26 protein-coding genes are annotated in these 24,794 nt (G+C 29.7%); 10 read left to right on the top strand and 16 right to left on the bottom strand.

Annotated features, from left to right (window positions below):
* Nucleotides 1–1,115, bottom strand: a 1,115-nt coding sequence (locus SR62_RS00540; RefSeq protein ID WP_187106210.1) for a cache domain-containing protein, incomplete at its 3' end; no start/stop codon positions are given.
* Between the two features lie 268 nt (nucleotides 1,116–1,383).
* Here SR62_RS00540 and SR62_RS00535 point away from each other — a divergent pair.
* The 3 genes from SR62_RS00535 to SR62_RS00525 are packed head-to-tail and all read left to right on the top strand — an operon-like array spanning nucleotide 1,384 to nucleotide 3,937.
* Nucleotides 1,384–2,274 carry a metal ABC transporter solute-binding protein, Zn/Mn family gene (locus SR62_RS00535; protein WP_070316337.1) on the top strand — a complete coding sequence of 297 codons (891 nt, stop codon included), beginning with the start codon at nucleotides 1,384–1,386 and terminating at the stop codon, nucleotides 2,272–2,274.
* 12 nt (nucleotides 2,275–2,286) lie between these two features.
* A complete protein-coding gene (locus tag SR62_RS00530; RefSeq protein WP_002910485.1) occupies nucleotides 2,287–3,141 on the top strand; it encodes an ABC transporter ATP-binding protein in 855 nt (284 codons plus the stop codon).
* The gene (locus tag SR62_RS00525; protein WP_002903408.1) at nucleotides 3,134–3,937 is read left to right on the top strand and encodes a metal ABC transporter permease; all 804 of its coding nucleotides are present in this window, start codon (nucleotides 3,134–3,136) and stop codon (nucleotides 3,935–3,937) included. Before SR62_RS00530 ends, SR62_RS00525 begins: the two co-directional genes overlap by 8 nt.
* Here SR62_RS00525 and SR62_RS00520 read toward each other — a convergent pair.
* The 11 genes from SR62_RS00520 to SR62_RS00470 all read right to left on the bottom strand — a co-directional run bounded on the left by SR62_RS00520 (nucleotide 3,926) and on the right by SR62_RS00470 (nucleotide 15,341).
* The gene (locus SR62_RS00520) at nucleotides 3,926–5,263 is read right to left on the bottom strand and encodes an McrC family protein (RefSeq protein WP_002859357.1); all 1,338 of its coding nucleotides are present in this window, start codon (nucleotides 5,261–5,263) and stop codon (nucleotides 3,926–3,928) included. The genes SR62_RS00525 and SR62_RS00520 overlap by 12 nt on opposite strands.
* Nucleotides 5,263–7,074 carry an McrB family protein gene (locus SR62_RS00515; RefSeq protein ID WP_052805899.1) on the bottom strand — a complete coding sequence of 604 codons (1,812 nt, stop codon included), beginning with the start codon at nucleotides 7,072–7,074 and terminating at the stop codon, nucleotides 5,263–5,265. The genes SR62_RS00520 and SR62_RS00515 overlap by 1 nt, the downstream gene beginning before the upstream one ends.
* Before the next feature lie 120 nt (nucleotides 7,075–7,194).
* Entirely contained in the window at nucleotides 7,195–7,617 is a 423-nt protein-coding gene (rimP, locus tag SR62_RS00510) for a ribosome maturation factor RimP (protein ID WP_002935258.1), read from the bottom strand.
* Nucleotides 7,607–7,969, bottom strand: coding sequence for a 30S ribosome-binding factor RbfA (gene rbfA / locus SR62_RS00505; protein ID WP_002778650.1), 363 nt, complete (start codon nucleotides 7,967–7,969; stop codon nucleotides 7,607–7,609). Before rbfA ends, rimP begins: the two co-directional genes overlap by 11 nt.
* On the bottom strand, nucleotides 7,966–10,581 hold the full coding sequence (gene infB / locus SR62_RS00500; RefSeq protein ID WP_002867809.1) for a translation initiation factor IF-2: 2,616 nt from the start codon (nucleotides 10,579–10,581) through the stop codon (nucleotides 7,966–7,968). Before infB ends, rbfA begins: the two co-directional genes overlap by 4 nt.
* Nucleotides 10,568–10,825, bottom strand: coding sequence for a DUF448 domain-containing protein (locus SR62_RS00495; RefSeq protein WP_002859353.1), 258 nt, complete (start codon nucleotides 10,823–10,825; stop codon nucleotides 10,568–10,570). The genes infB and SR62_RS00495 overlap by 14 nt, the downstream gene beginning before the upstream one ends.
* Nucleotides 10,826–10,849: 24 nt before the next feature.
* The gene (gene thrB / locus SR62_RS00490; protein ID WP_002851909.1) at nucleotides 10,850–11,728 is read right to left on the bottom strand and encodes a homoserine kinase; all 879 of its coding nucleotides are present in this window, start codon (nucleotides 11,726–11,728) and stop codon (nucleotides 10,850–10,852) included.
* A gap of 8 nt (nucleotides 11,729–11,736) precedes the next feature.
* Nucleotides 11,737–12,138 carry a tRNA threonylcarbamoyladenosine biosynthesis protein TsaB gene (locus SR62_RS00485; RefSeq protein ID WP_002851789.1) on the bottom strand — a complete coding sequence of 134 codons (402 nt, stop codon included), beginning with the start codon at nucleotides 12,136–12,138 and terminating at the stop codon, nucleotides 11,737–11,739.
* A 38-nt stretch (nucleotides 12,139–12,176) separates the two neighbouring features.
* Complete coding sequence (gene lpxC, locus SR62_RS00480) at nucleotides 12,177–13,061, bottom strand: UDP-3-O-acyl-N-acetylglucosamine deacetylase (RefSeq protein WP_002869857.1); 885 nt, start codon at nucleotides 13,059–13,061, stop codon at nucleotides 12,177–12,179.
* Nucleotides 13,061–14,434 carry a M23 family metallopeptidase gene (locus SR62_RS00475; RefSeq protein WP_002876253.1) on the bottom strand — a complete coding sequence of 458 codons (1,374 nt, stop codon included), beginning with the start codon at nucleotides 14,432–14,434 and terminating at the stop codon, nucleotides 13,061–13,063. The genes lpxC and SR62_RS00475 overlap by 1 nt, the downstream gene beginning before the upstream one ends.
* A gap of 79 nt (nucleotides 14,435–14,513) precedes the next feature.
* On the bottom strand, nucleotides 14,514–15,341 hold the full coding sequence (locus tag SR62_RS00470; protein ID WP_002860599.1) for a prephenate dehydrogenase: 828 nt from the start codon (nucleotides 15,339–15,341) through the stop codon (nucleotides 14,514–14,516).
* A 76-nt stretch (nucleotides 15,342–15,417) separates the two neighbouring features.
* Here SR62_RS00470 and bamA point away from each other — a divergent pair, with 76 nt between their 5' ends.
* Genes bamA through SR62_RS00435 form a run of 7 tightly spaced genes read left to right on the top strand, consistent with a single transcriptional unit; the run spans nucleotide 15,418 to nucleotide 21,925 of the window.
* The gene (bamA, locus tag SR62_RS00465; protein WP_002869859.1) at nucleotides 15,418–17,637 is read left to right on the top strand and encodes an outer membrane protein assembly factor BamA; all 2,220 of its coding nucleotides are present in this window, start codon (nucleotides 15,418–15,420) and stop codon (nucleotides 17,635–17,637) included.
* Nucleotides 17,637–18,359: an inositol monophosphatase family protein gene (locus SR62_RS00460; RefSeq protein ID WP_002851687.1), complete on the top strand. Its 723-nt coding sequence runs from the start codon at nucleotides 17,637–17,639 to the stop codon at nucleotides 18,357–18,359. Before bamA ends, SR62_RS00460 begins: the two co-directional genes overlap by 1 nt.
* A gap of 8 nt (nucleotides 18,360–18,367) precedes the next feature.
* Complete coding sequence (gene accD, locus SR62_RS00455) at nucleotides 18,368–19,210, top strand: acetyl-CoA carboxylase, carboxyltransferase subunit beta (RefSeq protein WP_002851791.1); 843 nt, start codon at nucleotides 18,368–18,370, stop codon at nucleotides 19,208–19,210.
* 1 nt (nucleotide 19,211) lies between these two features.
* Complete coding sequence (locus SR62_RS00450; protein WP_002857335.1) at nucleotides 19,212–19,661, top strand: 23S rRNA (pseudouridine(1915)-N(3))-methyltransferase RlmH; 450 nt, start codon at nucleotides 19,212–19,214, stop codon at nucleotides 19,659–19,661.
* An 11-nt stretch (nucleotides 19,662–19,672) separates the two neighbouring features.
* Nucleotides 19,673–20,035 carry a molecular chaperone DnaK suppressor DksA gene (gene dksA, locus SR62_RS00445; protein WP_002851949.1) on the top strand — a complete coding sequence of 121 codons (363 nt, stop codon included), beginning with the start codon at nucleotides 19,673–19,675 and terminating at the stop codon, nucleotides 20,033–20,035.
* Nucleotides 20,025–21,011 carry a hypothetical protein gene (locus SR62_RS00440; protein WP_002868941.1) on the top strand — a complete coding sequence of 329 codons (987 nt, stop codon included), beginning with the start codon at nucleotides 20,025–20,027 and terminating at the stop codon, nucleotides 21,009–21,011. Before dksA ends, SR62_RS00440 begins: the two co-directional genes overlap by 11 nt.
* Complete coding sequence (locus tag SR62_RS00435) at nucleotides 21,008–21,925, top strand: tRNA dihydrouridine synthase (protein ID WP_002868942.1); 918 nt, start codon at nucleotides 21,008–21,010, stop codon at nucleotides 21,923–21,925. The genes SR62_RS00440 and SR62_RS00435 overlap by 4 nt, the downstream gene beginning before the upstream one ends.
* Here SR62_RS00435 and SR62_RS00430 read toward each other — a convergent pair.
* From SR62_RS00430 to SR62_RS00415, 4 genes are all read right to left on the bottom strand, one after another.
* A complete protein-coding gene (locus SR62_RS00430) occupies nucleotides 21,922–23,169 on the bottom strand; it encodes a Cj0814 family flagellar-dependent secreted protein (RefSeq protein WP_147502217.1) in 1,248 nt (415 codons plus the stop codon). The genes SR62_RS00435 and SR62_RS00430 overlap by 4 nt on opposite strands.
* A gap of 86 nt (nucleotides 23,170–23,255) precedes the next feature.
* On the bottom strand, nucleotides 23,256–23,660 hold the full coding sequence (gene ybeY / locus SR62_RS00425) for an rRNA maturation RNase YbeY (protein ID WP_002857275.1): 405 nt from the start codon (nucleotides 23,658–23,660) through the stop codon (nucleotides 23,256–23,258).
* Nucleotides 23,657–24,271 (bottom strand): recombination protein RecO, encoded by a 615-nt coding sequence (gene recO / locus SR62_RS00420; RefSeq protein ID WP_002851895.1) that lies wholly within the window; start codon nucleotides 24,269–24,271, stop codon nucleotides 23,657–23,659. The genes ybeY and recO overlap by 4 nt, the downstream gene beginning before the upstream one ends.
* Nucleotides 24,271–24,792, bottom strand: coding sequence for an isochorismatase family cysteine hydrolase (locus SR62_RS00415; RefSeq protein ID WP_002785057.1), 522 nt, complete (start codon nucleotides 24,790–24,792; stop codon nucleotides 24,271–24,273). The genes recO and SR62_RS00415 overlap by 1 nt, the downstream gene beginning before the upstream one ends.
* Between the last annotated feature and the right edge of the window lie 2 nt (nucleotides 24,793–24,794).

Genomic DNA, 24,794 nt, shown 5'->3' with positions numbered 1-24,794 from the left:
TTAACGGCTTGATTGTCTTGTTCTAAGCCTCTTTTAGTAGCAAGAATGTTTTCATTGATAGCATTTGAGATTTGTCCAAATTCATCATTGCTTTTTACTTCTATAGTAGAAACATTTTTTGTTTTATAGTTGATAAAATCAAAGAATGAAGTTAAACCTGTTTGGATAGCTGCAAGTGGGGAGAGGTATTTTGATACGATGAAATAAAGGAGGATGATGCTAATAGATATCATAACAATTAAGGCTATAACTTGTATATATGCTGCTTTAAATATAGGTTTATTTATAATATCAGCGCTTTCGGTAATACAAGCTGTATAAGCAAAGACTTTAGTACAAGCTCCAAGTCTTTCTTCATTATTTAACTTATAAGAGAAGAAGTTGTTATCACCATTGAGTTTATATGCATTTAGAACAGGAGAATGGTCTACCGAAGGATCTAATAAAGCTTCGTTGGTGGCTGCAAAAATTTTATCTTTATTATCAAAAACAAAGGTATTGCCTGGAGTTCTAGCGATTTGATCTTGTAAACTAGTTAATAAAATATCAATTCCTAAAACACCAATAAATTTACCATCCTTATAAAGAGCTTTAGAGTAAGTAATGCAGTATTCATTACTAACAGCATCAATATAAGCTGGGGTTATATAGATTTGATTACTATTTCTAGCTTCTTTATACCATTCCCTAGTAGTTGCATTATAGTTGTTGGCTTTTCCATTTATAGTTATATTAGTATTTTTTTTCTCGCTTAGATCACTACTCATGATATTTTCACCATTATCTAAACCAATATAAACAGCAAGCAAATTTCCACTATTGCGGTAGTATTTTAATATGGCCCCTACATTATTAACTATGTTATCTTGAGAATTTAGTGCTTCATAGGGTAATTTTAATATATCTTTTTCAAGAGTATTAAGCAAAGATATATTTCTGGATCTAAAATCCTCTATAGAAATTTGTGTTGCTTTAAGAAGTTCTGTTTCAGTATAAAGCGTACTTTGATACAAAGAATCTTTTGTAAAGTAAAAGCTAATGATGCTCAAAATACTTAAAGCAAAAATTGCAATTGAATTTGCAATAACAGAAAGTTTTATTTTGATATTATTCATATTTTTCCTTTTAAATTTAATTAATTTTTGTAAAAGAACTTTTAACATTAATTTTATAAAATATAAAATAATGCTAAATTTTCTTAAGAATTATAAATTAAAAAATCTAAATTTTTACTTAAATATAAAAGTGATAAAAAATTTCATTTAATAAATATTAAATTAATTTATATTTATTATTTTTATTTAAATAAATATCGCTTCGAAAATTCTATGTATTAAGCTTAATATCGTTATAATTTAAAAAATTTATATCGAAGGAAATATTTTGAAAAAAATTCTATTATTTATTTTATCTTTAGGGATATTTTATACTTTCACACAAGCTAAAAATTTAGAGCAAGAACAAAATACTAGTAGCAATTTAGTTAGTGTCAGTATAGCACCTCAAGCATTTTTTGTTAAAAAAATAGCTGCAAATACTCTAGATGTCAATGTTATTTTGCCCCCAAATAGCAATGAGCATAATTTTGAATTTAAACCAAGTACTATGAAAAAACTTGAAAAAAGTGATATTTATTTCACTATAGGCTTAGAATTTGAAAAAGTTTTTACGGATAAATTTAAACAAAATTTTTCAAAACTTCAAGTTGTAAATATGCAAAAAAACATAGCTTTGATTCAAACTCATGATACACACGAACACTCTCATGAGCATGAACACCACGAACATGAGCATTTTGATCCTCATACTTGGCTAGATCCTATTTTAGTCCAAACTATGGCTTTAAATATTTATGACACCTTGATTCAAAAATATCCACAAAATGAAAATTTATATAAAGAAAATTTAGATAAATTTTTAGCAGAATTGGATAGTTTAAATTTACAAATTGCCTCAAAATTAGAAAAATTAAAAAATAGAGAATTTGTAGTTTATCATCCTTCTTGGACATATTTTGCAAAACGCTATAATCTTACGCAAATTCCTGTAGAAATTTTAGGCAAGGAACCAAAAAGCAAAGATTTGCAAAAACTTATCACTCTAATGAAAAATAAAAATTTAAAAGTCATTTTTGTTCAAAATGGTTTCCCTGAAAATGCAGCAAAAACACTTGCTAAAGAATGTGATGCAAAAATTTACAAAATAGATCATTTATCTTATGATTGGGAAAATGAGCTTTTAAAAACTGCTGATGCCTTTTCTCATAATTTATAATCAGGTTTTTTGATGCTTTTTTTTGAAATTTCTAATCTAAACTACGCTTATAATAATGAAATCATCTTAAAAAACATCAATCTTAGCTATGACAATAAAGACTTTCTCTCTATCATAGGTCCAAATGGCGCAGGAAAATCAACACTCGTAAAACTTATCTTAGGACTTTTAAAATCCAAAAATGAAATCCACTTCAAAGCTCTTCAAAGAAAAGAAATAGGCTATGTTCCTCAACACACTCTAGCCAATCCTAATTTTTGTCCAAGAGTACTTGAAATCGTTCTTATGGGACTTGTAAGTAAAAAAATTTTTGGTTTTTATGGGAAAAAAGATAAAGAAAAAGCTATACAAGCTTTAAAAAGCGTAGGAATGGAAAAATTTTGGAACAAAACAATTGATTCTCTAAGCGGGGGACAAAGACAACGTGTTTTTATCGCAAGAGCCTTAGCTAGTGAATGTAAGATGCTTATTTTAGATGAACCTACCGCAAGCGTTGATAACAAGTCTGCTATACAAATTTTTGAACTTCTAAGCTCCTTGCACCAAAAAGGTATGGGAATTTTACTCATTTGTCACGATATCAACCTTGTATTAGCTTATAGCGATAAAATTGCACATTTAAACAAAGAACTTTTCTTGCATACCAATACTAAAGAAAAAGAAAAAAGTTCATTTTTAAAACACTTATACGAAAACCACTCTCATTTTTGTGATGTAGAAATGAGTTTAAATACTTGTTTTTGCGATGAAGAAAATTGCGATAGTAAAAAACTATGCGAACAAGAATTTACAAGAAGAAATTTGAAAAAAACAGAATTTAAAAAAGAAAATTTTTGTTTAAAATTTTCAAAGGAAAATAATGCTTGAAATTTTAAATTTCACCTTTTTTCAAAACGCTTTACTAGGAGCGATTTTAGTCAGTATAGCTTGTGGGATCATAGGCACTTTGGTGATGATAAATCGCCTTTTTTCTATGGCTGGAGGTATAACACATGGGGCTTTTGGTGGTATAGGTATAGCTTTTTATTTCTCTTTGCCTATTTTATTAAGCACGGGAATATTTACTTTATTTTTGGCTTTTTTAGTAGCTTTTTTAGCTAAACACTATGAACACAGAAGTGATAGTATTATCGCTGTAATATGGGCTTTTGGAATGGCTGTTGGGATTATTTTAATCGATTTAAGCCCTAGTTATAACACAGATTTAATGGCTTATCTTTTTGGGAGCATTTTGGCTGTAGGAACACAAGATTTATGGCTTATGGCTTTGGTTGATAGCGTGGTGGTGCTTTTGATCTTTTTATTTTATAGACAATTTGAAGCATTAAGCTTTGATGCGGAATTTGCAAAAGTTCGTGGTATCAATACAAGTTTTTTTCATTATCTTTTAATCGCCCTTATGGCTTTTTGTATAGTTATTTCTATACGCCTTGTAGGGCTTATTTTAGTTATGGCTTTACTTAGTATCCCAAGCTTTATTGCTGAAAATTTTACTAAAAGACTTGGCTTTATCATGATTTTGGCAAGTTTTTTAAGTATGATTTTTTGTGTTTTAGGACTTATACTTAGCTATTATCTTAATCTCTCAAGCGGTGCTTGCATCATAGCTGTAGCTTGTTTTGGTTTTTTAGTGCATTTGATAGGCAAATTTTTAAAAAGGTAAAGGTGCAAAAAATACTTGCACTTTTATATCTTTTTGCCCTTGTTCTTTAAAATACAAATGTTCGCTTGCCTTAAAAACAAAAAATTTTTCTGCGATTTTTCTTTGTAAATCTTGAGTTTTTTCACATAAAGGATACACAAGTTTAATATCATAAATTTTAAATTTGCAAGCATAAGCAAACATTTGATACAAATCGCTTTGTTCTATACCCTGTTTTTTCTCATCTTCACTATCATTTGGAATTTTCCATTTGGTATCTAGGATCATTTTATTTTCTATATATAAATCAGGCTTTAACATGAAACAATTTTCATCATTTTTTGAGATTAAATACTTTCCATTGTTTTGAACTTTAATATCTTGAGCTGGATTTACTTTTTTTAGCATATAAGCTACATAATCTTCAAAAATTTTCTCCATAGGAAAAAGCAAAGCAAAAGCTTCATTTTTACCATGATAAGGCATAAAACCTTCATTTTTTAAGAAAATTTTACACCATAAAAGCAAGTTTTCATAATAATCAAAATGTCTTGAAATTTTATAGCTAAAATCTTTTTCATAATTTTTAGAAAATTCTACCTCATCAAGCATTTGCATGGCTTTTATAAGTCTAAATTTATTCAAACTTGTTTTTGATTTTAAAAAATTTAGCGTTGATTTTATCAAACGATTGGGTGCTATATCTAAAACAAACTCATCATTGCTTGTAAAAAATCTTTCTTTGTGTATCAAATTTCGCTTGATATGCTCGTTAAATAGTAATTTTCCCTTCAAAAAAGCCCTATTTTCTTCGCAACTTAGATAAGATCTCATCAAGCCTTTTTTATATACGCTATCAAATTCATCTAAAAACATAGTGATAAACACTTCAAATAAAGGAATTTTAGAACTTTGCAAAGATGAAATTTGCGATTTTTTAAAGGGGGAGTTTTTTAAGGTTTTTAGCATATTTATCAAAAGATTTTTAGGATTAAATTTAAAATCTTTTTCATAAAAATCATTATTTTTAGAAATATTGTCTAATTCATAACATCTTCTTAGTTTTTCTTTGTCATGATTTGAAGAACTATCTTCTTTTTTATAACTATCTAAATTCGTGCATTTTGGCAAAATCTCCAAAACCCCGCTTTTAGTCTGTATAATGCCGACATAATTTTTAGCTTTTAAGGAATTTTTGTTTTTAAAGCCTAGAAGATTTTCATTATTTTTTGCAAAGTCTTCTAGCTCTTTATAAAACCCTTCGGCCTTTTCTTTGAAAATTTCTTTTAAATCTTCTTTAGAAAAAGCTTGGTATTCGATGATGGAAAAAGTATTACTTGTTTTCATTATTCATATATTTTTATAAAAGTATCTTTACTCCAATTATTACTATCACTAAATTTATAAACAATCTTATCGCTTTCTATAAATTCTGTCATATTTTTTAAATAATCTTTATTTTCAACACTAATTTCCAACATACCATTTTTATTTAAAACTGCGTCAATCAAAGCATAGTCATTGTAAAAATACTCTTGCAAAAGTGGGATGATTTTATTTTTAAAAACCTTTTTTAAATCTTCTAAATTTTCAACACTTATAAAAAATGCATGACCTATGGTTTTTTCTCTATCTAGTAAATATTCTATACGAGTGTTTATAGCTTTTAATAATTCTTGTAAATTAATACCTTCACAATCCATAGATAATTTGCTCACATCAGGCATCATCTCAATAAATTCAAATCTTCTTCTTAAAGCTGTATCAAGAGAAGTTATGCTTCTATCGGCTGTATTCATAGTGCCTATGATATAAACATTTTTAGGTACTCCAAATTCTTTGCCACTATAAGGCAAAGTCACTTTTAACTCTTCTTTTTCACCTATCCTTTTGCTAGCTTCTATCAAGGTTATAAGCTCACCAAAAATCTTACTTACATTACCGCGATTGATTTCATCGATGATGATTATATAAGGTAAATTTACTTTTTCATCTTTTTCTTTGTAATCTTCTAAACCCTGCAATTTTAAATAATTTAATATAGCTCTAACATATGCTGAATTATATATTTCATCTATATTAGAAGTTTTATATAATTTTTCTATATTATCTATACTTACTGGATAATCTTTATGATTTTTACTCATATCATCAAATTTAATTCTAAATGTTTTTCCATTTCTATATTGAATAGAATATTTAGTATTTGGTAATTCAAAATATTTTTCTGGATTATTATCATCTATTTTTACTTTTTCTTTTAATTTATCTATATAAAAATTAAAATTTTTTATACTATCCCTATTTTCTAAAGCTTTTTCGCAAAGTTCTTTAAAAATTCCATCTTTTATTTCATATTTTATTTCTTTAGAATTTTCTTCGCTATCTATGTGAGGCTTTATACCTTCTACAAATTCTTCATATCCATAGCTTTGATGAAAAGTAGTAAATACTATTTGTCCATTTTTTACATACTCATCAAATTTAGCTTTTTTCTCATCTCTACTTTCTAAATTTTCACCCAAGATTTCCAAAGCCTTATCTATAGTATGATAAGTTTTTCCTGTCCCTGGAGACCCATAAAGAATTTGATTTAAAGGCATATTTTTATTTTCCATTTTACTTGATATTTGTTGCACATTATTTTCCACTTCTAAGCTTTTACTTTCAAGCGTATTAATATTTATATCTTGAATCTCATTTAGAGGTAATTCTTTAAACCATTGCATATTTAAAATAATTTTATCCACAATTAAATTAATATCATTGCTTAAATTTGAATAATTATAAACTTGATGATTAAATTGTGCATTATACTCATCGACTTTATTTCTTGCTAAATAATTGACTGTCTTATCTTCACTTTCTCCAATACAAACAACAATTTCTCTATTTTCTCTTTTTATACCACAATACACATAAACACCATAAGAAGCTTTATATTCTTGAGTATCCATTCTTATAAATATAATCCATGGGATTTTAGCTACATTTCCTTTTCCATAACTCAAATCAACGTAAAAATCATATTTTTTAAAAAAATTAAAATTAACTACCTCATCTTTAGATGACAATTTGTTCCCATTGTAAGCATTGTGAAAAAAATCTACTAAATACTTTTTAAACCTCTTTTTATCATCAGATGACAATACAATCATAATATATCCTTTATTTTTGATAATTTAAAATTATTATCCAAATATTACAAAATAAACCTGACTATTATATATATTACTTTATATTAGACTTTAATTCAAAAAGATAAGTAAAACTAAATTTTACCATATAATGAAAGTTCTAGCTTTTTTTATATCATTAAAATTTATAGTAGTTTTTTCTTGAGTTTCTAAATTTTCTAAAGTGATATTTTCATCATCTACAGCAATGATTTTTGCTTCGAATTTTTCTTTTTCATTGGTTGCAATCTTCACAAGTTCACCTATACTTTTAGCAAAGTGTTCTATCTTGCTAAGTTTTCTTTCAAGTCCTGGTGAAGATACTTCTAAAAAATACTCCCCATTTACAGGTGGCTCTACATCAAAAATAGGCGATAAAATTTCACTAAGTCTTGCACAATCATCAAGATTTACCCCGCCTTCTTTTTGCACATAAATTCTATAAATTTTTCTGCCATTTTCACTTACTAGCTCATCATCATAAAAACTAAGTCCTGCTTCTTTGCAAAGGGCTTCAAGATTCATTTTTATCCTTTTTTATTTTTTCAAAAAGTGCATCCATATGGTTTTGATACTCAAGCCTATCATCAAATTTAAAATGAAAATTCGGACACCTATACCAACCCTGCTCACTCATGCAGTAATTTTGCAAAGCTCTACTTGCCTTTTTTAAAGAAGATAAAATTTTTTCTTGCTCATGAACATTAAAAAACATCTTATCAAGATACACAAAAGCATCGTATCTGCCTTTTTTACACTCTACATCCACTACACACAAATTTTTCAAATTTTCATCATCTAAATTTGCTAAAGCTTCAGGGATCAGCTCTTTTAAGATACTTTCAGTGCGTAGTTTTTTAATCTCACTTGGGTTCATAGACTTGCTTGTTCCTCTACTTCTTTATAGCTTTCTATATAATCACCCACTCTCATATCATCGCACCCTTCTATACCTACGCCACACTCATAGCCTTTTGCCACTTCTTTAGCATCATCTTTAAAGCGTTTAAGCGAACTTACATTTCCTTCATAAACCACAACTCCATCACGGATAAGGCGAATTTTGGCTCCACGATTAATCACCCCTTCAGTTACCATACAACCTGCGATTTGTCCGATTTTTGGTACATTGATCACTTGTCTAATCTCTGCTTGTCCTAATTGCTCTTCAGAAATAATCGGGCTCATCATACCACCAAGTAAGGCTTTTACATCGTCTAAAAGATTATAAATTACATTATAAGTTTTAATTTCTACGCCTTTATCCTTAGCACGCTCTTTAACTTCCCCTGTTGGGCGTATGTTAAAACCTAGTACTATAGAGTTTTCACTCGCACTTGCAAGCTCTATATCACTTTGCGTGATTCCTCCTACTCCACTATGAATGATATTCACTTTAATCTCATCATTTCTAAGTTTTTCTAAACTTGCCTTTAAGGCTTCTAAAGATCCTTGCACATCAGCTTTTAAAATAACAGGCAAGGCTTTTAGATTACCTTCTTTGATCTTAGCTCCAAGCTCATCAATGCTAACTTTAGTGGATTTGCTAAGTTCTTTTTGGCGATTGTATTCGTGGCGTTTATTAGCATATTCTCTTGCTTCTTTATCGGTTTTTACTGCGATTAAAATTTCACCTGCATCTGCTACTTCACTAAGCCCTACGATAACCCCACATTCGCCTGGTTTAATTTCTTTTAAGGCTTTACCTTGATCATCGCTCATCGCACGCACTTTTCCATAAGCCTCGCCTGCAACCACGGTACTTCCTACAGTAAGTGTTCCATTTTGCACGATGATAGTAGCCACCGCACCACGCCCTTTTTGCACAGAACTTTCTATAATGCTTGCTTTAGCAAAACTTTTTGGATTGGCTTTAAGTTCTAAAATATCAGCTTGTAAAAGCACGATCTCAAGTAAATCTTCAATCCCCATTCCTGTTTTAGCCGAAACTCCTACAAATTCATAAGATCCGCCCCATTCTACTGGCATGATTTCCATTTCTGCAAGTTGAGTTTTTACCATATCGGGATTTGCCGCTTCTTTATCCATTTTGTTAATAGCGATAATAATAGGCACACCTGCTGCTTTAGCATGATTTATCGCTTCTTTGGTTTGTGGTTTTACCCCATCATCTGCGGCTACAACGATGATTACAATATCAGTGATACTTGCACCCCTTGCACGCATAGCAGTAAAAGCTTCGTGACCTGGAGTATCGATAAAAGTAATTTTACGCCCGTTTTTTTCTACCATATAAGCACCCACGTGTTGGGTAATACCCCCTGCTTCTCCACTTGCAACGCGTGATTTTCTGATATAATCTAACAAAGAAGTTTTACCATGATCAACATGCCCCATGATGGTAATCACAGGCGCTCTAGTCACTAAATCTTTTTCATCAGTCTCTTCTTCATAGTCTTTTACATAATCAAACTCATCAGCCTCGTTAATGATATTGATCTCTATACCAAATTCAGCAGCCAAAATTTCAATCGCATCTTCATCTAAGAAATCATTTTTTGTTGTCATCATTCCAAGCATGAAAAGTTTTGAAATCACTTCACTAGTGCTTTTTCCTATCTTATCAGCGAATTCATACACACGAATTTCTTTAGAAATAGCAACGCTACCTACTTCTTCTACTTCCTTTTTTTCAATCTTTTTAGATGGTTTTTTACGACTTCTTCTTTGAATTCCACCTTCAAGCCCAAAACCCGCAGAATTTCCAACAGCTTGTCTTATAAAATTAGGTTGTTTTTTATTGATATTTTGTGGTTTTTCTTGTTCTTTTACACTAAAATCAGGTAATACTACCTCATCTTCATCATCTAAAGAAATATCACCAAAATCATGTTCATCTAAAAAATTCATTTTTTCGGTACTTTCTTTTTTACTCGCAACAAAAGATTTTTTTTCTTTTTTCTTTTTCTTTAAACTCTCATCAGCATTTGAAAACATAGTTTTTAAACTTAAGCGCTCTTCATTATTGATAGATATATCATTTGAATTTTTTACTTCTTCTTTTTTAACTTGAATTTCTTCTTCGTCTTTTTTCTTTTTAACAATAACAAGTCCGCGTCTTTTGGCTAAAGTTGCACTAGCAAGGCTTTGTGGCTTATGAGCATCAATAATTTCTTGTTTTTCTTCCTCTTTTGCATTTTCTTTTTCAATTTTTAATTCTTCTTTTTTAACTTCTTGTTTAAGCTTTTCTTCTTTTTTAGGTTCTTTTTTTTCAGATTCATTTAGCTTTTCTTGTTCTTTTATATTTTCTTTTTTAGGCTTTTTTGCTGTAGGAGTTTTGATATTTTTCTTAAAAGCTTCTGGAATTTCTCTTGTTTGTATATACTCATAAATAGCTGCCGCAATCTCAGGTTCTACAGCATTTGATGCTGTTTTAATTCCAAGTCCTAATTCATTTGCCTTTTCAATAATTTCCTTACTATCATAACCTAATTCTTTTGCGATTTCATGAATTCTAATCTTTGCCATTTAAAAATATCTCCTTAAGTCCTTGCTGAGTAATTTTAGTATTTAAATTTTTACATATTTTAGAAAATGCTTTTTGTAAGACTTTATCTTCTCTCTCAATACAATTTTGACATAAATATCCGCTTCTTCCATGTTCTGCTTTAGGCACAATATCTCCTAAAACAACTTTAAATCTAAATAACATATTTTGCTCAAAGCGGTTTTTACACACTATGCACATTCTAATTGGTATATGTTTTTTCAAAATTATATCTTTTTTTTATATTTTTTAGCAAATTTCAAAGCCATTATCATCAAATTCTAAATATTGCACACGAAAATCTTTAAATTTTGTTTGTATTTTCTTTGCTAAAGCTAAAGCATCATCTTTAAAAGCTAAAGAAAAAAAGCTCGATCCCGAACCTGAAAGTGTGCTCATTAAAGCTTTATTTTCTAAGGCAAATTTTTGCACTTCAAAAAGCTCGGGTAAGTTTTTCATACGATTGATTTCATGGAGCTTATCTTGACTTGCAAATTTTAAAAATTCATATTTTTTCTCCAAAAAACAAGCGGTTAAAAATGAAGCATGAGAAAGGTTGAAAACCGCATCATTAAAACTTAAATTTTTGGCCAAAGCTTGGCGTGATTGTTCCGTGCTCATTGCCAAATTTGGGATCACAACCACAGCAGCTAAATCTTTATCAATCTCTTTTTTGATACTATAAACTTTATTTTTTTCAACCAAAGAACACACAAAACCACCAAGAGTAGCTGGAGCGATATTATCTGGATGGTTTTCATAAATTAAAGCTTCATCTAAAATACGTTCTTTTTCTACCTTAAATCCACTCATATAATAAGCACTGGCAATAGCTCCAACAATCACAGCTGAAGAGCTTCCTAATCCTCTTGAAAGAGGAATGTTATTTTGAAAAATAAAACGAAAATTATCTTTTTTTCCGCTTAGTTTTTCATAAATTTCATAAAAAATATTTACAAATATATTGTTTTTTTTAAGAAAAATATTATCACTTCCCTCGCCTCCAATACTAATGCTAAAAACACCTGATTTTTGGATTTGAGTTTCATTAAAAAGCTTTAAACTAAGTCCTAAACAATCAAAACCTGGCCCTAAATTCGCACTCGTAGCTGGAACTAAAATTTTCAAATTTCATCCTAAATTGCATCTAAAAAATAAAAGGGAAGATTATCATTATTTAGTTTAAGCTCTTGTAAATTTTTTGGTAAAAAAAACTCTGCTGGGATATTTTGCTCTAAACAAATTTCACCTTCCTTATATACAAAACAAAAATTTTTATTTGCACTTATGGGTTTATAGCCATTTAATTCAAAAGCACTCACCGCAAATAAAGGAATATTTTTTACTATACTTAAAGTACTCAAACTTACATAAGAAATTTTAATCCCCATATAAGAACCTGGACCATTAGCATAGATTAAACTTGTAAAATCATATTCTTTAAGCAATTCATCTAAAATTTTTGGTAAAAATTCGCTTGCTTTTTCTTCACTTTTATAAGTTTTTATAAGTTTATCATCTTGATAAATTCCGATCATTAAAGGCTTAGATAAAGTATTAAGTAAAAGAGAAGTTTTTATGCAAATACCTTTTCATAAGCTTTTTGGGTTGTTTTTTCAAGGCTTACAATTTCATAAGCATCTTTATCTTTTAAAACTTCTTTAGTAAGTAAATGATTTAAATGATGACTCCCAGCATATGAAGTATAATCTCCAAAAACACGATATCCAAGTAAGGTTAAATCTCCAATTGCATCTAAAATTTTATGTCTTACAAACTCATCTTTGAAACGCAAACCCTCAGGATTTAAAATACGATTTTCATCTACTACTATAGTATTTTCTAAACTTCCACCTAGTGCTAAATTCATACTCCTAAGAGCTTGAACATCTTTTAAAAAACCAAAAGTTCTAGCCCTTGCTATGTTTTCTATATAATTTTTTTTGCTGAATTCAAAATTGTAACTTTGTTCACCTATGACAGCATTGTCAAATTTAATTGTGTAATTAATACGGGGTTCTTTAGTAGGAGTTAAACGCACAAATTTATTACCATCTCTTACTTCTATAGGCTTTTTAATTACCATAATTTTTTTAGGCACATCAAGTTCTTTTACCCCTGCTTCATCAAGCATCATACAAAAACTAATACTTGATCCATCCATAACAGGAGCTTCATTTGCATTTAAAACAATGCGTACATTATCGATTCCATAAGCATTAATCGCACTCATTAAATGCTCTATTGTAGAAATAAACCCTCTTTCATCTCCTAAAACAGTTGCCATTTGAGTATTGATCACATTTTCAGGACTTGCCTTATAGCTTGCATTAAGATCACTTCTAAAAAATACTATACCACTATTTGCTTCTAAAGGCTCTAAAGTAATTTCTATGGGTTCACCCTTATGAAGTCCTATACCTACGCCTTTGACAGTTTTTGCTAAAGTTAATTGTTTCATTAATTTTTTCCTAAAATTATCTTTTTACCATCATTTAAAACATTGTAAATATTATTTTCTATCCATTTTTTATCTTGCCATTGTTCAGGACGCGTTTCAACCCCTTGAACCAAAACTCCAAAATGCAAATGATCGCCTAAGGCTAAACCACTTGTTCCTGTTTTGCCTATAATGCTTTGTTTATTAATCATTTCATCTAAATCAACATTTTTAGAAGAACAGTGCCCATAAAGACTATATACTCCAAAACCATGATAAACAATTAAATTTAAACCATAAATTCCATTTTCAGCAGCAAAAACAACCTTGCCTGCGTTATTACTTATGATAGGAGCTTGTGCTACGCTTGCTAGATCAAGCCCCATATGATAAGAATCACTCACAAATTGCCCATTATAAGAATAATACCTATGATCAGCAAAATCCGCTACTTTCATACCATTTTTAAGAGGTAAAAATAAATTCAAATCAAAATTATCAATTTTTTCCTCAGGTACTTTTGAAGTGATTTCATGGATAAGTTTTTCATTGCTATTTCTTAAAGTTTCATTGACAAACTTAAATTTTTCATAACGATTGAGATTATTATCTTTTGGAGCGTACTGATTTGCTAAATTCTCAATCTTTCCATCTAAAAATTTATCCGTTAGATTGATATTTGAAACACGATATTTACGATTAACAAAATAATACCTTATACGTTCTTTTGAAATATTGCCCGCTTTATCCGTAGCGATAACAAATGCACGAAATTCCTCATCTCTTGCATCCCAAGCAATCAAAGCCGCATAATATCCTTCTTTTACATAAGGTGTGGCTTTAAAGATTTTACCTTTATTTGTTTCTATATACACCTTATCTAAATTAGCATCATCAGCCTTAAAAACAACTGCCCCAGCACCACCTTGCTCGATTTGGTAAGAATTGCTTATGATATTGATTTTTGGAGCCGTATTATCTACTAATACCGCAATTTGTTTTCTTGCTTCATTGCCACTAAAAAAATTCCAAAAACTAGAATCTTTAGCTATCGCCTCCAAAACAAAAGATTTTACATTTTCTTTGTAACCAAATTTTGGCAAAGCAACTTGTAAGGTAATATCTTTTAAATTAGAAATCTTTTCATCTGCTATAACCATTGCACTAGTATTGTCGTCTTTATGCAATATAATTTGTACGTTTTTGATAGAACTTTCATCATCTTTAATATGCACTAAAATAGGTTTTTTAAGATCAGTATATACAACATCTGGCATTAAAATTTGAGGAGGATTTTTTTCAAAAATACTTAATCTTGAAATAAAAAAAATCAAAATTGCTATTAAAACTAAAATTAAAACAGATAAATAAGTTTTGCCTTTTCTTTTTGCCATAACCTTCCTTAAAAATTTTCAATGTTTTTGTTGCTTTTAATATAAATTCTATTATATTTTCAGTAAATATCTAGCAAATTTATAAAATTTCTCTTAGGGTATTAGCCTGTTTCATCCATTCTCTTAATTCATCGTTTTTGTCTAATTGTATCATTTGTTTACATCTCTCTAATTCTTGTTGAAAAAAATCAATAGAACTTAATAAGTTATCTTTATTTTGTAAAAAAATACTTTCCCACATTTGTGGCGATGATTTGGCAATTCTGCTCATACCTTTAAAAGATCCTCCGGCTAAATGAACTATATTTCTTTTATCTTCTTCCTTCATTACAAAATTTGCCAAAGAAAAACTTATAACATGAGGCAAATGAGAAATAATAGCAGCATGATGATCATGGGCTTTACTATCCATAAAAACAATTTTCATCCCTAAATGAGAAAAAATTTCTACCGCTCTTTTTTGATGTAAATCATCAGCTATTTCACTATCACAAAGAACACAAACTGCATCTTTATAAAGCTCTTTAAAAGCTGCTTTTGGACCTGAATTTTCAGTTCCTGTCATAGGATGAGCAAAAAGAGTTTGTTTGATTAAATTCTTAGGCAAACTTTCTATAATTTTTCTTTTTGTACTTCCAAGCTCTATAATTGTTACATTAGAAGGCAAATCAACTAACTTTTGCAAAATTGCTATAATAGCATCAACAGGAGTTGCGACAAAAATCATATCACATAAAGCTAAATCTTTAAATTCTATAAGCTCATGAATAAGACCTAATTGCAGGGCATCTTTTTCATTTTCTTTGCTTAAATCCATACCATAAACACAAGAAATAAGCTTATTTTCTTTCAAACAAAGCCCTAAAGATCCACCCATAAGCCCAAGCCCTATAATTGCTATTTTCATACTTTCTACCTTAGTTTTTTTGTTAAATTTTTTTTGCTATTATACAGCTTTTAATAAAGCTTTAGGTAAAAAATCAATGAAAAAACATCTTATTAGTATTTGTGCTTTAGTTGCTATGGCCAATGCAGCAACCATTAAAGATATTAAATTTATCGGATTAAATCATTTATCGAACACAAGCGCTATAAATATCGCGGGGCTTAAAATAGGCGAGGAAATAAATCCTGCAAAAATCAACACTGCTATTCTTAATCTTTATAAACAAAATTATTTCGAAAATATTGCAGTAGAAAACAACAATGGAATTTTGGAAATTATAGTTACTGAAAAACCAACTATAGCAAAGGTTAGTATAACAGGTATAGCTTCCAATGATAGAAAACAAGTTGAAAGTATTTTAGGGATTAAAAGAGGTACACTACTTGATGAAGGAAGTATAAAAGAAGCTATTGAACGCATTAAAGCTTATTATGAAGCAAAAAGTTATTTTGATACTATTGTAGAATACAAAAAAAAGACTTTAGAAAATACTGATGGACTAGAGCTTGAATTTATAGTAAATCGTGGTGAAAATATCATTATTGATAATGTTCATTTAAGTGGAGCAAAGAAATTTTCATATTCTGATATAGAACCTGCTGTTGTTAACAAAGAAAAAGAATTTATGGGATGGATGTGGGGACGCAATGATGGAAAATTAAAAGTTTTTGAACTTAGTAACGATAGTTCAAGAATTGCTGATGAATATATGAAAAAAGGATATTTAGATGTTCAAGTATCCTCCCCTTATCTTAAAACCTACACAGATACTTATCAAGCAAATTTGACTTATTTTATCAAAGAAGGAAAGCCTTATAAAATTAAAAGTATAAGCATAGAAAATCCTTTATTTGATGATAAGCAAAATGCACAAACCGTAAAAGATTTAAGATCAAGCGCTGGCAAAACTATCAATATCGAAGACATTAGAAAAGATGTTAAAACCATAGAAACACAAAGTGCTGATTTGGGTTATGCGTTTGTAGAAGTCTATCCTGATATTCAAAAAAATGATCAAACTCAAGAAGCCACCGTTGTATTTAAAGTAATCCCTCACGATAAAGTTTATATAAGAAATGTTATTATTTCAGGAAATTCACGCACCGTAGATCGCGTCATACGCCGAGAATTATATATAACAGAAGGTAATTTATACAATAGAACAGACTTAAGCGAGTCAAAAAATGCTTTAAAAAGAACTTCTTATTTTGACGATGTAAATATCAAAGAAGAAAAAGTTGATAATACACATATTGATTTGATTGTTGATGTTAAAGAAGCTTCTACAGGAGCTATTTCTGGAGGCATTGGCTATGGATCAAGCGATGGTATTTTGCTTAACGCTTCTTTATCGGATACAAATATCTTTGGTTCAGGAATAAAAAGCTCTGTAAGCGTAGATAAAAGCGATGATACTTTATCGGGAAGGATTAGTCTCGTAAATCCACGCGTTCTTGATAGTCAATATAGTCTGGGTGGAACACTTTATTCAAATGACTATGAATGGGATAATTATTCAGAAAAAAATTACGGCTTTGATATAACAGTTGGACGCCAATTTGCAAGATACTATAATGTAAGCTTAACTTATAATCTTGAACAAAGCGATATATATCACTTAAGTCCAACTCTTTTAAGAACAGGATATGAACTTGGCAAAAGTATTAAAAGCTCTATAACTCCAGCAATCACCTTTAACAATACAGATGATTATTATCTGCCACGATCAGGTATTATTGCTTCAACTAGTTTAGAATACGCTGGACTTGGCGGAGATCAAGAATTTATTTCATCAAGCTCTAAATTTAACTTTTATCAAGGTTTGCAAGACTATATAGGATATGATCTTATTTATCGCTATAAAGCGAGTTTTTATAAAGTATGGGATGAAGGTTATTTACCAATTAACCAAAGAATTTATTTAGGTGGTATTAGATCGATACGCGGTTTTGAAAGCAGAACAGTAAGTCCTAAAAATCAATGGGGAGATGAAGTAGGTGGAACTATAGCTTTTGCCAATTCCGTAGAACTTAGTTTTCCTTTGATTGATAGAATCAAACTTCGTGGTAGCGTGTTTTTTGATTATGGTATGATAGGGCGTAAAAATTTAGATGAAATAAAAAGAATGAGTACAGGTATAGGCATTGAATGGATTACACCTATTGGACCTTTACAACTTGTATTTGCCAAACCTCTTAATGATAAAAAAGGTGATGATACTAATAGTTTTGAATTTAATCTTGGAACACGCTTTTAATGAAAGAATTTTTAGATGCTTGCTTGAATGCAAATTTGCAAATACGCAAGTATCTAAACAATATCCCACAAAATGATCTTAAACTTTGCTCTAAATTAGGCTATGATAAAAATCAAGGCTATGAGCTTGACTTAAAATGTGAACAAATTTTCATAAAATATCTTAGTTGTTTTGGACAAATTTTTTCTGAAGAAAGCGGATTGATCGGAAAAGCTAGCCCAAAACAAATGATTCTTGATCCTTTGGATGGAAGTTCAAATTTTGTTTCTAAAATACCATTTTATGGAACTTCTATAGCTCTTATGGAAAAAGATCAGGCAAAAAGCGCTTTTGTTTGCAATCTTGTCAGTCAAGAAATTTTTGCTTTTAATAACAAACAAGCTTTTAAATCCAATCTTTCCGATCCAAAATACTCACCCTTAACACCTAATCTATTTTCTAAAATAGGTATAGTTGAAAAAATTTCACTTTATCCAGAACTTCTCGATTTTTTAACAAAAAATCAATTAAAATTTCGCTCTTTGGGTGCAACAGCCTTAAGTCTTGCTTATGCTTCGTATTTTAGTTTTGTATTAATTCTTGGAAAAACACGAATTTTTGATACAGCAGCTGCTTTAGCAATTCATCAAAATTTATATATAGAAAAAAATGAAAATTTCCTTCTCCTAAGCCAAGACAAAAAAATTTTTGATATAATCTTAGAATTTTTAAAAAATAATTAGGTGAATATATGAATTTTGCAGATATTTTTTCAAAAATAAGAAGACAACAACCTAGCGTTAAAGAAGCGCCAAATCACTGGGTAAAGTGCCAAAGTTGTCATGCTTTGATGTATTATAAAGAAATAGAATCTTGTTTTAATGTTTGTCCTAAATGCAATTATCACATGAGAATTTCAGCTGATGAACGTATTAAACTTTTAAGCGATGAAGGCAGTTTTATTGAGTATGATGCAAATTTAGAAGCTATAGATCCTTTAAAATTTGTTGATAGCAAATCCTATAAAAAACGCCTTAGCGAAGGTGAAAGTAAAACAGGTAGAAAAAGTTCTGTCATCAGTGGAGAATGTGAAATCAATGGTTTAAAAACCCAACTTGTTGTATTTGATTTTTCTTTTATGGGCGGATCTTTAGGTTCTGTTGAAGGAGAAAAAATTGTTAGAGCTATACAAAGAGCTATCACAAGCAAAACTTCTCTTGTCATCGTAAGTGCAAGCGGTGGAGCTAGAATGCAAGAAAGTACTTATTCTTTGATGCAAATGAGCAAAACTAGTGCTGCACTTAAACTTCTTAGCAAAGAAAAACTTCCTTATATTAGCATTTTAACTGATCCTACTATGGGTGGGGTAAGTGCTTCTTTTGCTTGGCTTGGAGATTTAATCATCGCTGAACCTGAAGCTTTAGTAGGTTTTGCTGGTGCAAGAGTTATCAAACAAACTATAGGAGCAGATTTACCTGAAGGTTTTCAAAAAGCAGAGTTCTTGTTAGAACATGGACTTATAGATGCTATAGTTGAAAGAGGAGAACAAAAACAATATCTTAGCGATGTACTAAAATTTTTTAGTGGAAAATAATTTGCAAGTTAATATCTTTTGTATTCAAAAAAGTGATGAATTTAAAACTTGGAGTGAGAAATACTCTAAACTCATCTCCAAATACGCCACTTTAAAAGAAATAAATGTTTTTAATAAAAAAATAGCCTTAGCTCAAAATTTAAATGCCATAGAAGCAAAAAAAAGCTATGAAGAAGCTTTTATGCCTTATAAAAAAGGCTATTGTATCGCTCTTGATGAAAAAGGGAAAGATCTTACAAGTATAGAATTTGCAAAACTCATCCAAGATAAAAATGAATTAAGTTTTTTTATAGGCGGTGCTTATGGTTTAAGAGAAGAATTTAATCAAAGTTTGGATTTTAGACTATCATTAAGCAAACTTACTTTAGCACATCAATTTGTTAAAACCTTACTTTTAGAACAAATTTATCGTGCATTTTGTATCAACAACAATCACCCTTATCACAAATAGAAAGTTTTAAAATGAAAAAAAATGAAATACAAAATTTCAAAAATATTTTAGAAGAAAGAAAAAAAGCCATCTTAGAAAATTTGCAAAGCAATTCAAATGAAATCGAAGCTCTTCACAATAGCGTCCCAAGCGATAGTGTAGATTTTTCTGTCATAGAAACAGGCTCTCAAATTGACTTTGCTATCAGTACCAATCTCAAAGAAGAACTTATAGAAATCGAAGATTCTTTAGATAAAATCAAAAACGGCACTTATGGAATTTGCGAATCTTGCGATGATGAAATCGACTCTCAAAGACTAAAAGTCAAACCTCACGCAAGATATTGTATCACTTGCCGTCAAATTGCAGAACAAGGAAAAAAACATGAAAATTAAACTCTTCTTACTTGCAAGTTTTATTTATATAGCACTTATTTTTGCCTTTGCTTGGCATCTAGAACTAGGAAGCTATACTCTAAATATCAGCACTTATACTTTTGAACTACCTATTATGATATGGCTTGTTATTCCTTTATTTATTTATATGATTTTAGCCGTTTTACACATAGCATTTTATGGATTTTTGCGTTATTTAAAATTTAAGCATTTTTTTAAAGATGCAGCTAAATTTGAAGCTTATACTCAAGATTTGCTCCTTGAAAAAGATCTTAAAACTACTTTTCAAACAAAAGAATTTAGAGCTGTAGCACAACTTTTTAAAACCATAAAAACACATGAAAAAATTCCACACTCAAATAAAATTAATGAAATTTTAGATCTTATTGATGGTTTAAATAAAAACGAATTTTTTAACCTTAGCAAATTTAAACTCGAAAATAACAATGTTTTATATTTGCAAAATGAAAAAAATCATCTCAAAAACGATGCAAATTATGCCTATAACAAACTTAAAAATCTTAATGAAATCAAAGATGAATTTGAAGAAATTGCTTTTAACACTCTTATAGAAAAAGCTAGTTATGAGCAAATTAAAAATGTAAAAATACCTAAAAAGCCTTCTGAAGTTCTCACACTTATCAAACGTTTTAAAGAAGGAAATTTAGAACTTAGTGTAGCAGAATATGAAGTTTTACTTTCACACAATACACTAAGCGAAAAAGACTATCTTAACGCAGCAAAACTAAGTACCAAACTTTTAAATCCTGATGCTATTTTAGGAATTTTTAACAAAATTAAAAATGAAAAAAGCGAAGCTTTAAGAGCACATTTATATCTTTTAGCTGAATTTGGACTTTTAGATGAGTTAAGAGAACAAATTCACAATGATGATAAGAAATTTAATGATTTTAAAGCCTTTTTAGTCTTGCGTGAAAAAAATATCAAAATCGATCTAAACCAACTCATACAATGATAGATTTTAGCAAAAAACCTTTATTTTTAGCCCCTATGGCAGGTTTTTCAGATCTGCCTTTTCGTAATGTAGTAAAAAAATTTGGTGCTGATATTACCATAAGTGAAATGATAAGTTCTAATGCCTTAGTTTATGAAAGTTCTAAAACTTTACATATGCTAGAAAGAGCTGAATTAGAAAATCCCTATATAGTCCAAATTGCAGGTGGAGATAAAGAAGTGCTAAAAAAAGCAGTGCAAATGTTAAATGAAATGGATTTTGTAGATGGGATTGATTTTAATTGCGGTTGCCCTGTAAATAAAGTTGTTAAACAATGTGCTGGCAGTGCTTTGCTAGAAAATTTAGAGCTTTTTAAAAATCTTGTAGGAGTGATTAAAGAAAACAATAAAAAAAGCCTTACAAGTGTGAAATTTCGACTAGGATTTAATGAAAAATATCCTGAAAAAATGGCTAAAATTTGTGAAAGCTTGGGGGTGGATTTTATAAGTATCCACGGACGCACAAGAAAACAGCTTTATAGCGGAAAAGCCGATTATGAATCCATTGCCAGTGCTAAAGCAAGCGTTAGTATTCCTGTGATTGCAAATGGCGATATTAACGCACAAAATGCTAAAGAAGTTTATAAAATCACAAAATGCGATGGACTCATGATAGGGCGTGCAAGCGTGGGAAATCCTTGGATATTTTATGAAATCAAAAGCGGTAAAAGTGTAGATGAAAAACTCAAAAAAGAAATCATACTCACTCATTTTGATGAAATGATAAAACACTACAAAGATCAAGGCGTAAGTATATTTCGCAAGCATTTACACGAGTATTCTAAAGGGCATAAAGACGCTTCAGCCTTTAGAGATGAAGTCAATCGTATCAATGATGCTAAGATAATGCAAGAAAAAATCGAAAGTTTTTTCTAAACCCTAGTTTGTCCTATAAGATTATTAAGTCTATCCATTATAGATCCAACATAAGAATTTATACTTTCACTGCTTGCTTTCCAACCATTAGCTTTTGCTTGATTAAACTGATTATCAAACCAAGCTCCACCATAACCTATGCTTGTATTTTGCCAAGCAACTCCTTTTTCCATTGCATATATATCTGCATCAAGCCAGCCATCTTGTGCATAACCTTTTAATAAACTTGCAAAATCAACTTTTCCTGTCATAATGTCATCTAAGGAAACGCTAAAAGAAGGATTTGCTTTCATTTCTAGCTCAAGTTTTGCTTCACGAACTTTTGCTTCAGGACTAAAAACAACTTGATTTGGAGATGGAAAAGGCGGATAGGATTTTAAAAAACTCATAAATAAAGCTTCTTTAGAATAATTCCCATCTTCATTTTGTGGATAAACTGACATATCAGGATTAAATTCACCTTCATTTGAAGGTCCTTGCTCCATGCTTTGCGGAGAAAAGTCAAGTTTCATAAGGTTCATACCTAAATTCATAGTAGAATACTTAATCGCTTGTGCTTCGTGAAATTGTTCCGCATTAAATATATTTTTTACAATTTTTTCTTTGTTTTCATTACGACCATAATTTAGTCCTTTTGGTAATTGCTCTAAATCAGCTTCGCTAAAACTTGTTTTATCATTTGGAAATGCACTTATTACTTGATTAAAACTATTATAATAGGATTTAACAATAGAAACCATATCAAAACTATCATAATAATTACCACTAGTTTCATCAGCCATACCATGTTGATTAAATCTCTCTATCTCATCCAAAGTAGATTTATGTATCTTAAAATCATTTGGCAATCCTGCGGCTTTGTTAAAATCACTTCCCATATAACCATCTTTATCTACACTATAACCATAGGCTGTATCAGTGCTTAAATCTACTTGTTTATATTTTAGAGTATAAATAGAGTTTTTAAATTCACTTGATATATCATAATTAGGAGAATTTGTTTTACTACTTATACTAAAATTAGTATTATTGCTAGTATTTGTTGTATTAGTAGAATTTAATACTTCACTTCTTGCTAGAGTTTGTGAATTTGCATTTTGAATTTCATTTAATTTACTAGCATTTTGTTTTAAAAAAGCATTAGCAAAACTTATTTTAGAATTTTCTTTACTTTCTTTATTAGCTTTTGCTTGTGAAAGTATAGAACCATAGTTTGAGTTATCATTGATACTAAAGATACTCATATTAATTCCTTAATTTAGATTTTTCTGCCTTCAACCTAAATATATTAAAATAATATAAGCAAGATCTGTTCCATTTTGGGGTGGAGTTATCCCAAAGTCCTTACAATCAAACTTTTAGGTAAATTAAAATACTCTATAAGTTCTTTCTCTTTTTCTCTCATTTCTCCATTATCATTTTCATGATCAAAACCTAGTAAATGAAGCATAGCGTGGATAAAAAGCAAGCTTATTTCTTCTTCATAGCTATGCCCTAACTCTTTAGCCTTTTCTTTTGCCAAATCCACATTAATCACAACAGAACCCAAAGGCAAACTCTCATCGATATTTTCAAGCGGAAAAGAAAGTACATCAGTGGTTTTATCTTGTTTTCTTTGCTCTAAGTTAATTTCTTGCATTTCTTTACTATCCACAAAAACAAGCTCCACATCTTTAGGACTTAAAAAACTTGCTATAGACTCTAAAAAATCACATTTTTCATCACTTAATATCATAAACCTTCCTTAATCAAATGATATAAATTTTCTATTTCTTCATCATCAAAAATCGCACAATTTTTACTGCTATAAAATTGTTTTAGTTTTTTCTCTTCAAACTCAAATCCTAAAGCGCATTGAGAATGCGAAGGTAAAAAAGCCCTTAGCAATGTAATGGAATTTTGAATTTTCTCATCACAGGCAAAACAAAAAAAATCCTTATGCAATCTTCCTTCAAATTCCAAAATTTTTAAATAAGCATCAACAATAACACGCTTTGGATTTTGTTTTTCAAACCTTTTCACACACTCATCAAGTAAATCAAAATAAAAACTATCAAGCTCTTCCACATCTTTTAAGTGTCTATATAAAAGACGGATAAATTCTTGCCAAATAAGCATTTTATCCCTTTGCATAATCCATAAAAATCCCAAATGCAATACATCTTTAAGTCTTGGTAAAAAACTAGGATTTTCTTCTAAAGCAAAGTCGATTTTATAGCCGCTTAAAATACTAGAATGTCTAAGTCCATAAAAACGATAAGCCTTGATAAGCATTTTAGGACTTAAAATATAAACGATCAAATCCTCATCTTTAACTTTTTGAGTATGAAGTATAAAGCCTTGCATTAAACAATTTCAATACCATAAGCCCTAAGTATATCAAAAGCGGATTTTTCTAAATTTTCATCAAAACTTGCACTTAAATTTTGGTGTAAAATTATCCTTGCATTAGGCTTAGCACCAAAAGCTAGAATGATATTACAAAACACACAAATATGAGAAACAAGCCCTGCAAAATGAAGTTCTTCATAATCGCTTTTTTGTATGAAATTAGCTAATTCTAAGCTACCAAAAGTATTTTTATAAAAAATTTTATGAGCTTTTTGTAAAAAAGGTTCAAATTCCTTTGGCATTTGCCAACCTAAACTCTCTTTAATACAATGTTTTACAGGTAAATTTAAACCTTCTTTGCTTTGTAGATAATGCTCATCATGCGTATCATAGGTTAAAAGCAAATGCGTGTTATTAAAATCGATTTGATTTAAGGCTTTAAGAATATTTTCTTTGATTTTTAAAGCCTTATCAAAACCTAAACTTCCATCAATAAAATCATTTTGATAATCCACTAAAACAAAAGCTTTTTTCATGC

It is taken from the genome of Campylobacter sp. 2014D-0258, from assembly GCF_008000495.1.
Lineage (GTDB): Bacteria > Campylobacterota > Campylobacteria > Campylobacterales > Campylobacteraceae > Campylobacter_D > Campylobacter_D jejuni.
The sequence above is the reverse complement of the archived record's forward strand: the minus strand, read 5'-3'. Positions and strand labels throughout refer to the sequence as shown.

Excerpts from the sequence above, each read along its gene's own strand:
- SR62_RS00525 (WP_002903408.1), top strand. The coding sequence starts at position 3,134 with ATGCTTGAAATTTTAAATTTCACCTTTTTTCAAAACGCTTTACTAGGA.
- recO (WP_002851895.1), bottom strand. The coding sequence starts at position 24,271 with ATGCAAGGCTTTATACTTCATACTCAAAAAGTTAAAGATGAGGATTTG.
- SR62_RS00515 (WP_052805899.1), bottom strand. The coding sequence starts at position 7,074 with ATGATTGTATTGTCATCTGATGATAAAAAGAGGTTTAAAAAGTATTTA.
- lpxC (WP_002869857.1), bottom strand. The coding sequence starts at position 13,061 with ATGAAACAATTAACTTTAGCAAAAACTGTCAAAGGCGTAGGTATAGGA.
- accD (WP_002851791.1), top strand. The coding sequence starts at position 18,368 with ATGAATTTTGCAGATATTTTTTCAAAAATAAGAAGACAACAACCTAGC.
- SR62_RS00430 (WP_147502217.1), bottom strand. The coding sequence starts at position 23,169 with ATGAGTATCTTTAGTATCAATGATAACTCAAACTATGGTTCTATACTT.
- SR62_RS00485 (WP_002851789.1), bottom strand. The coding sequence starts at position 12,138 with ATGATCGGAATTTATCAAGATGATAAACTTATAAAAACTTATAAAAGT.
- dksA (WP_002851949.1), top strand. The coding sequence starts at position 19,673 with ATGAAAAAAAATGAAATACAAAATTTCAAAAATATTTTAGAAGAAAGA.
- SR62_RS00530 (WP_002910485.1), top strand. The coding sequence starts at position 2,287 with ATGCTTTTTTTTGAAATTTCTAATCTAAACTACGCTTATAATAATGAA.
- SR62_RS00475 (WP_002876253.1), bottom strand. The coding sequence starts at position 14,434 with ATGGCAAAAAGAAAAGGCAAAACTTATTTATCTGTTTTAATTTTAGTT.
- SR62_RS00415 (WP_002785057.1), bottom strand. The coding sequence starts at position 24,792 with ATGAAAAAAGCTTTTGTTTTAGTGGATTATCAAAATGATTTTATTGAT.
- rbfA (WP_002778650.1), bottom strand. The coding sequence starts at position 7,969 with ATGAACCCAAGTGAGATTAAAAAACTACGCACTGAAAGTATCTTAAAA.
- bamA (WP_002869859.1), top strand. The coding sequence starts at position 15,418 with ATGAAAAAACATCTTATTAGTATTTGTGCTTTAGTTGCTATGGCCAAT.
- SR62_RS00520 (WP_002859357.1), bottom strand. The coding sequence starts at position 5,263 with ATGAAAACAAGTAATACTTTTTCCATCATCGAATACCAAGCTTTTTCT.
- SR62_RS00435 (WP_002868942.1), top strand. The coding sequence starts at position 21,008 with ATGATAGATTTTAGCAAAAAACCTTTATTTTTAGCCCCTATGGCAGGT.
- SR62_RS00440 (WP_002868941.1), top strand. The coding sequence starts at position 20,025 with ATGAAAATTAAACTCTTCTTACTTGCAAGTTTTATTTATATAGCACTT.
- SR62_RS00470 (WP_002860599.1), bottom strand. The coding sequence starts at position 15,341 with ATGAAAATAGCAATTATAGGGCTTGGGCTTATGGGTGGATCTTTAGGG.
- ybeY (WP_002857275.1), bottom strand. The coding sequence starts at position 23,660 with ATGATATTAAGTGATGAAAAATGTGATTTTTTAGAGTCTATAGCAAGT.
- infB (WP_002867809.1), bottom strand. The coding sequence starts at position 10,581 with ATGGCAAAGATTAGAATTCATGAAATCGCAAAAGAATTAGGTTATGAT.
- rimP (WP_002935258.1), bottom strand. The coding sequence starts at position 7,617 with ATGAATCTTGAAGCCCTTTGCAAAGAAGCAGGACTTAGTTTTTATGAT.
- SR62_RS00460 (WP_002851687.1), top strand. The coding sequence starts at position 17,637 with ATGAAAGAATTTTTAGATGCTTGCTTGAATGCAAATTTGCAAATACGC.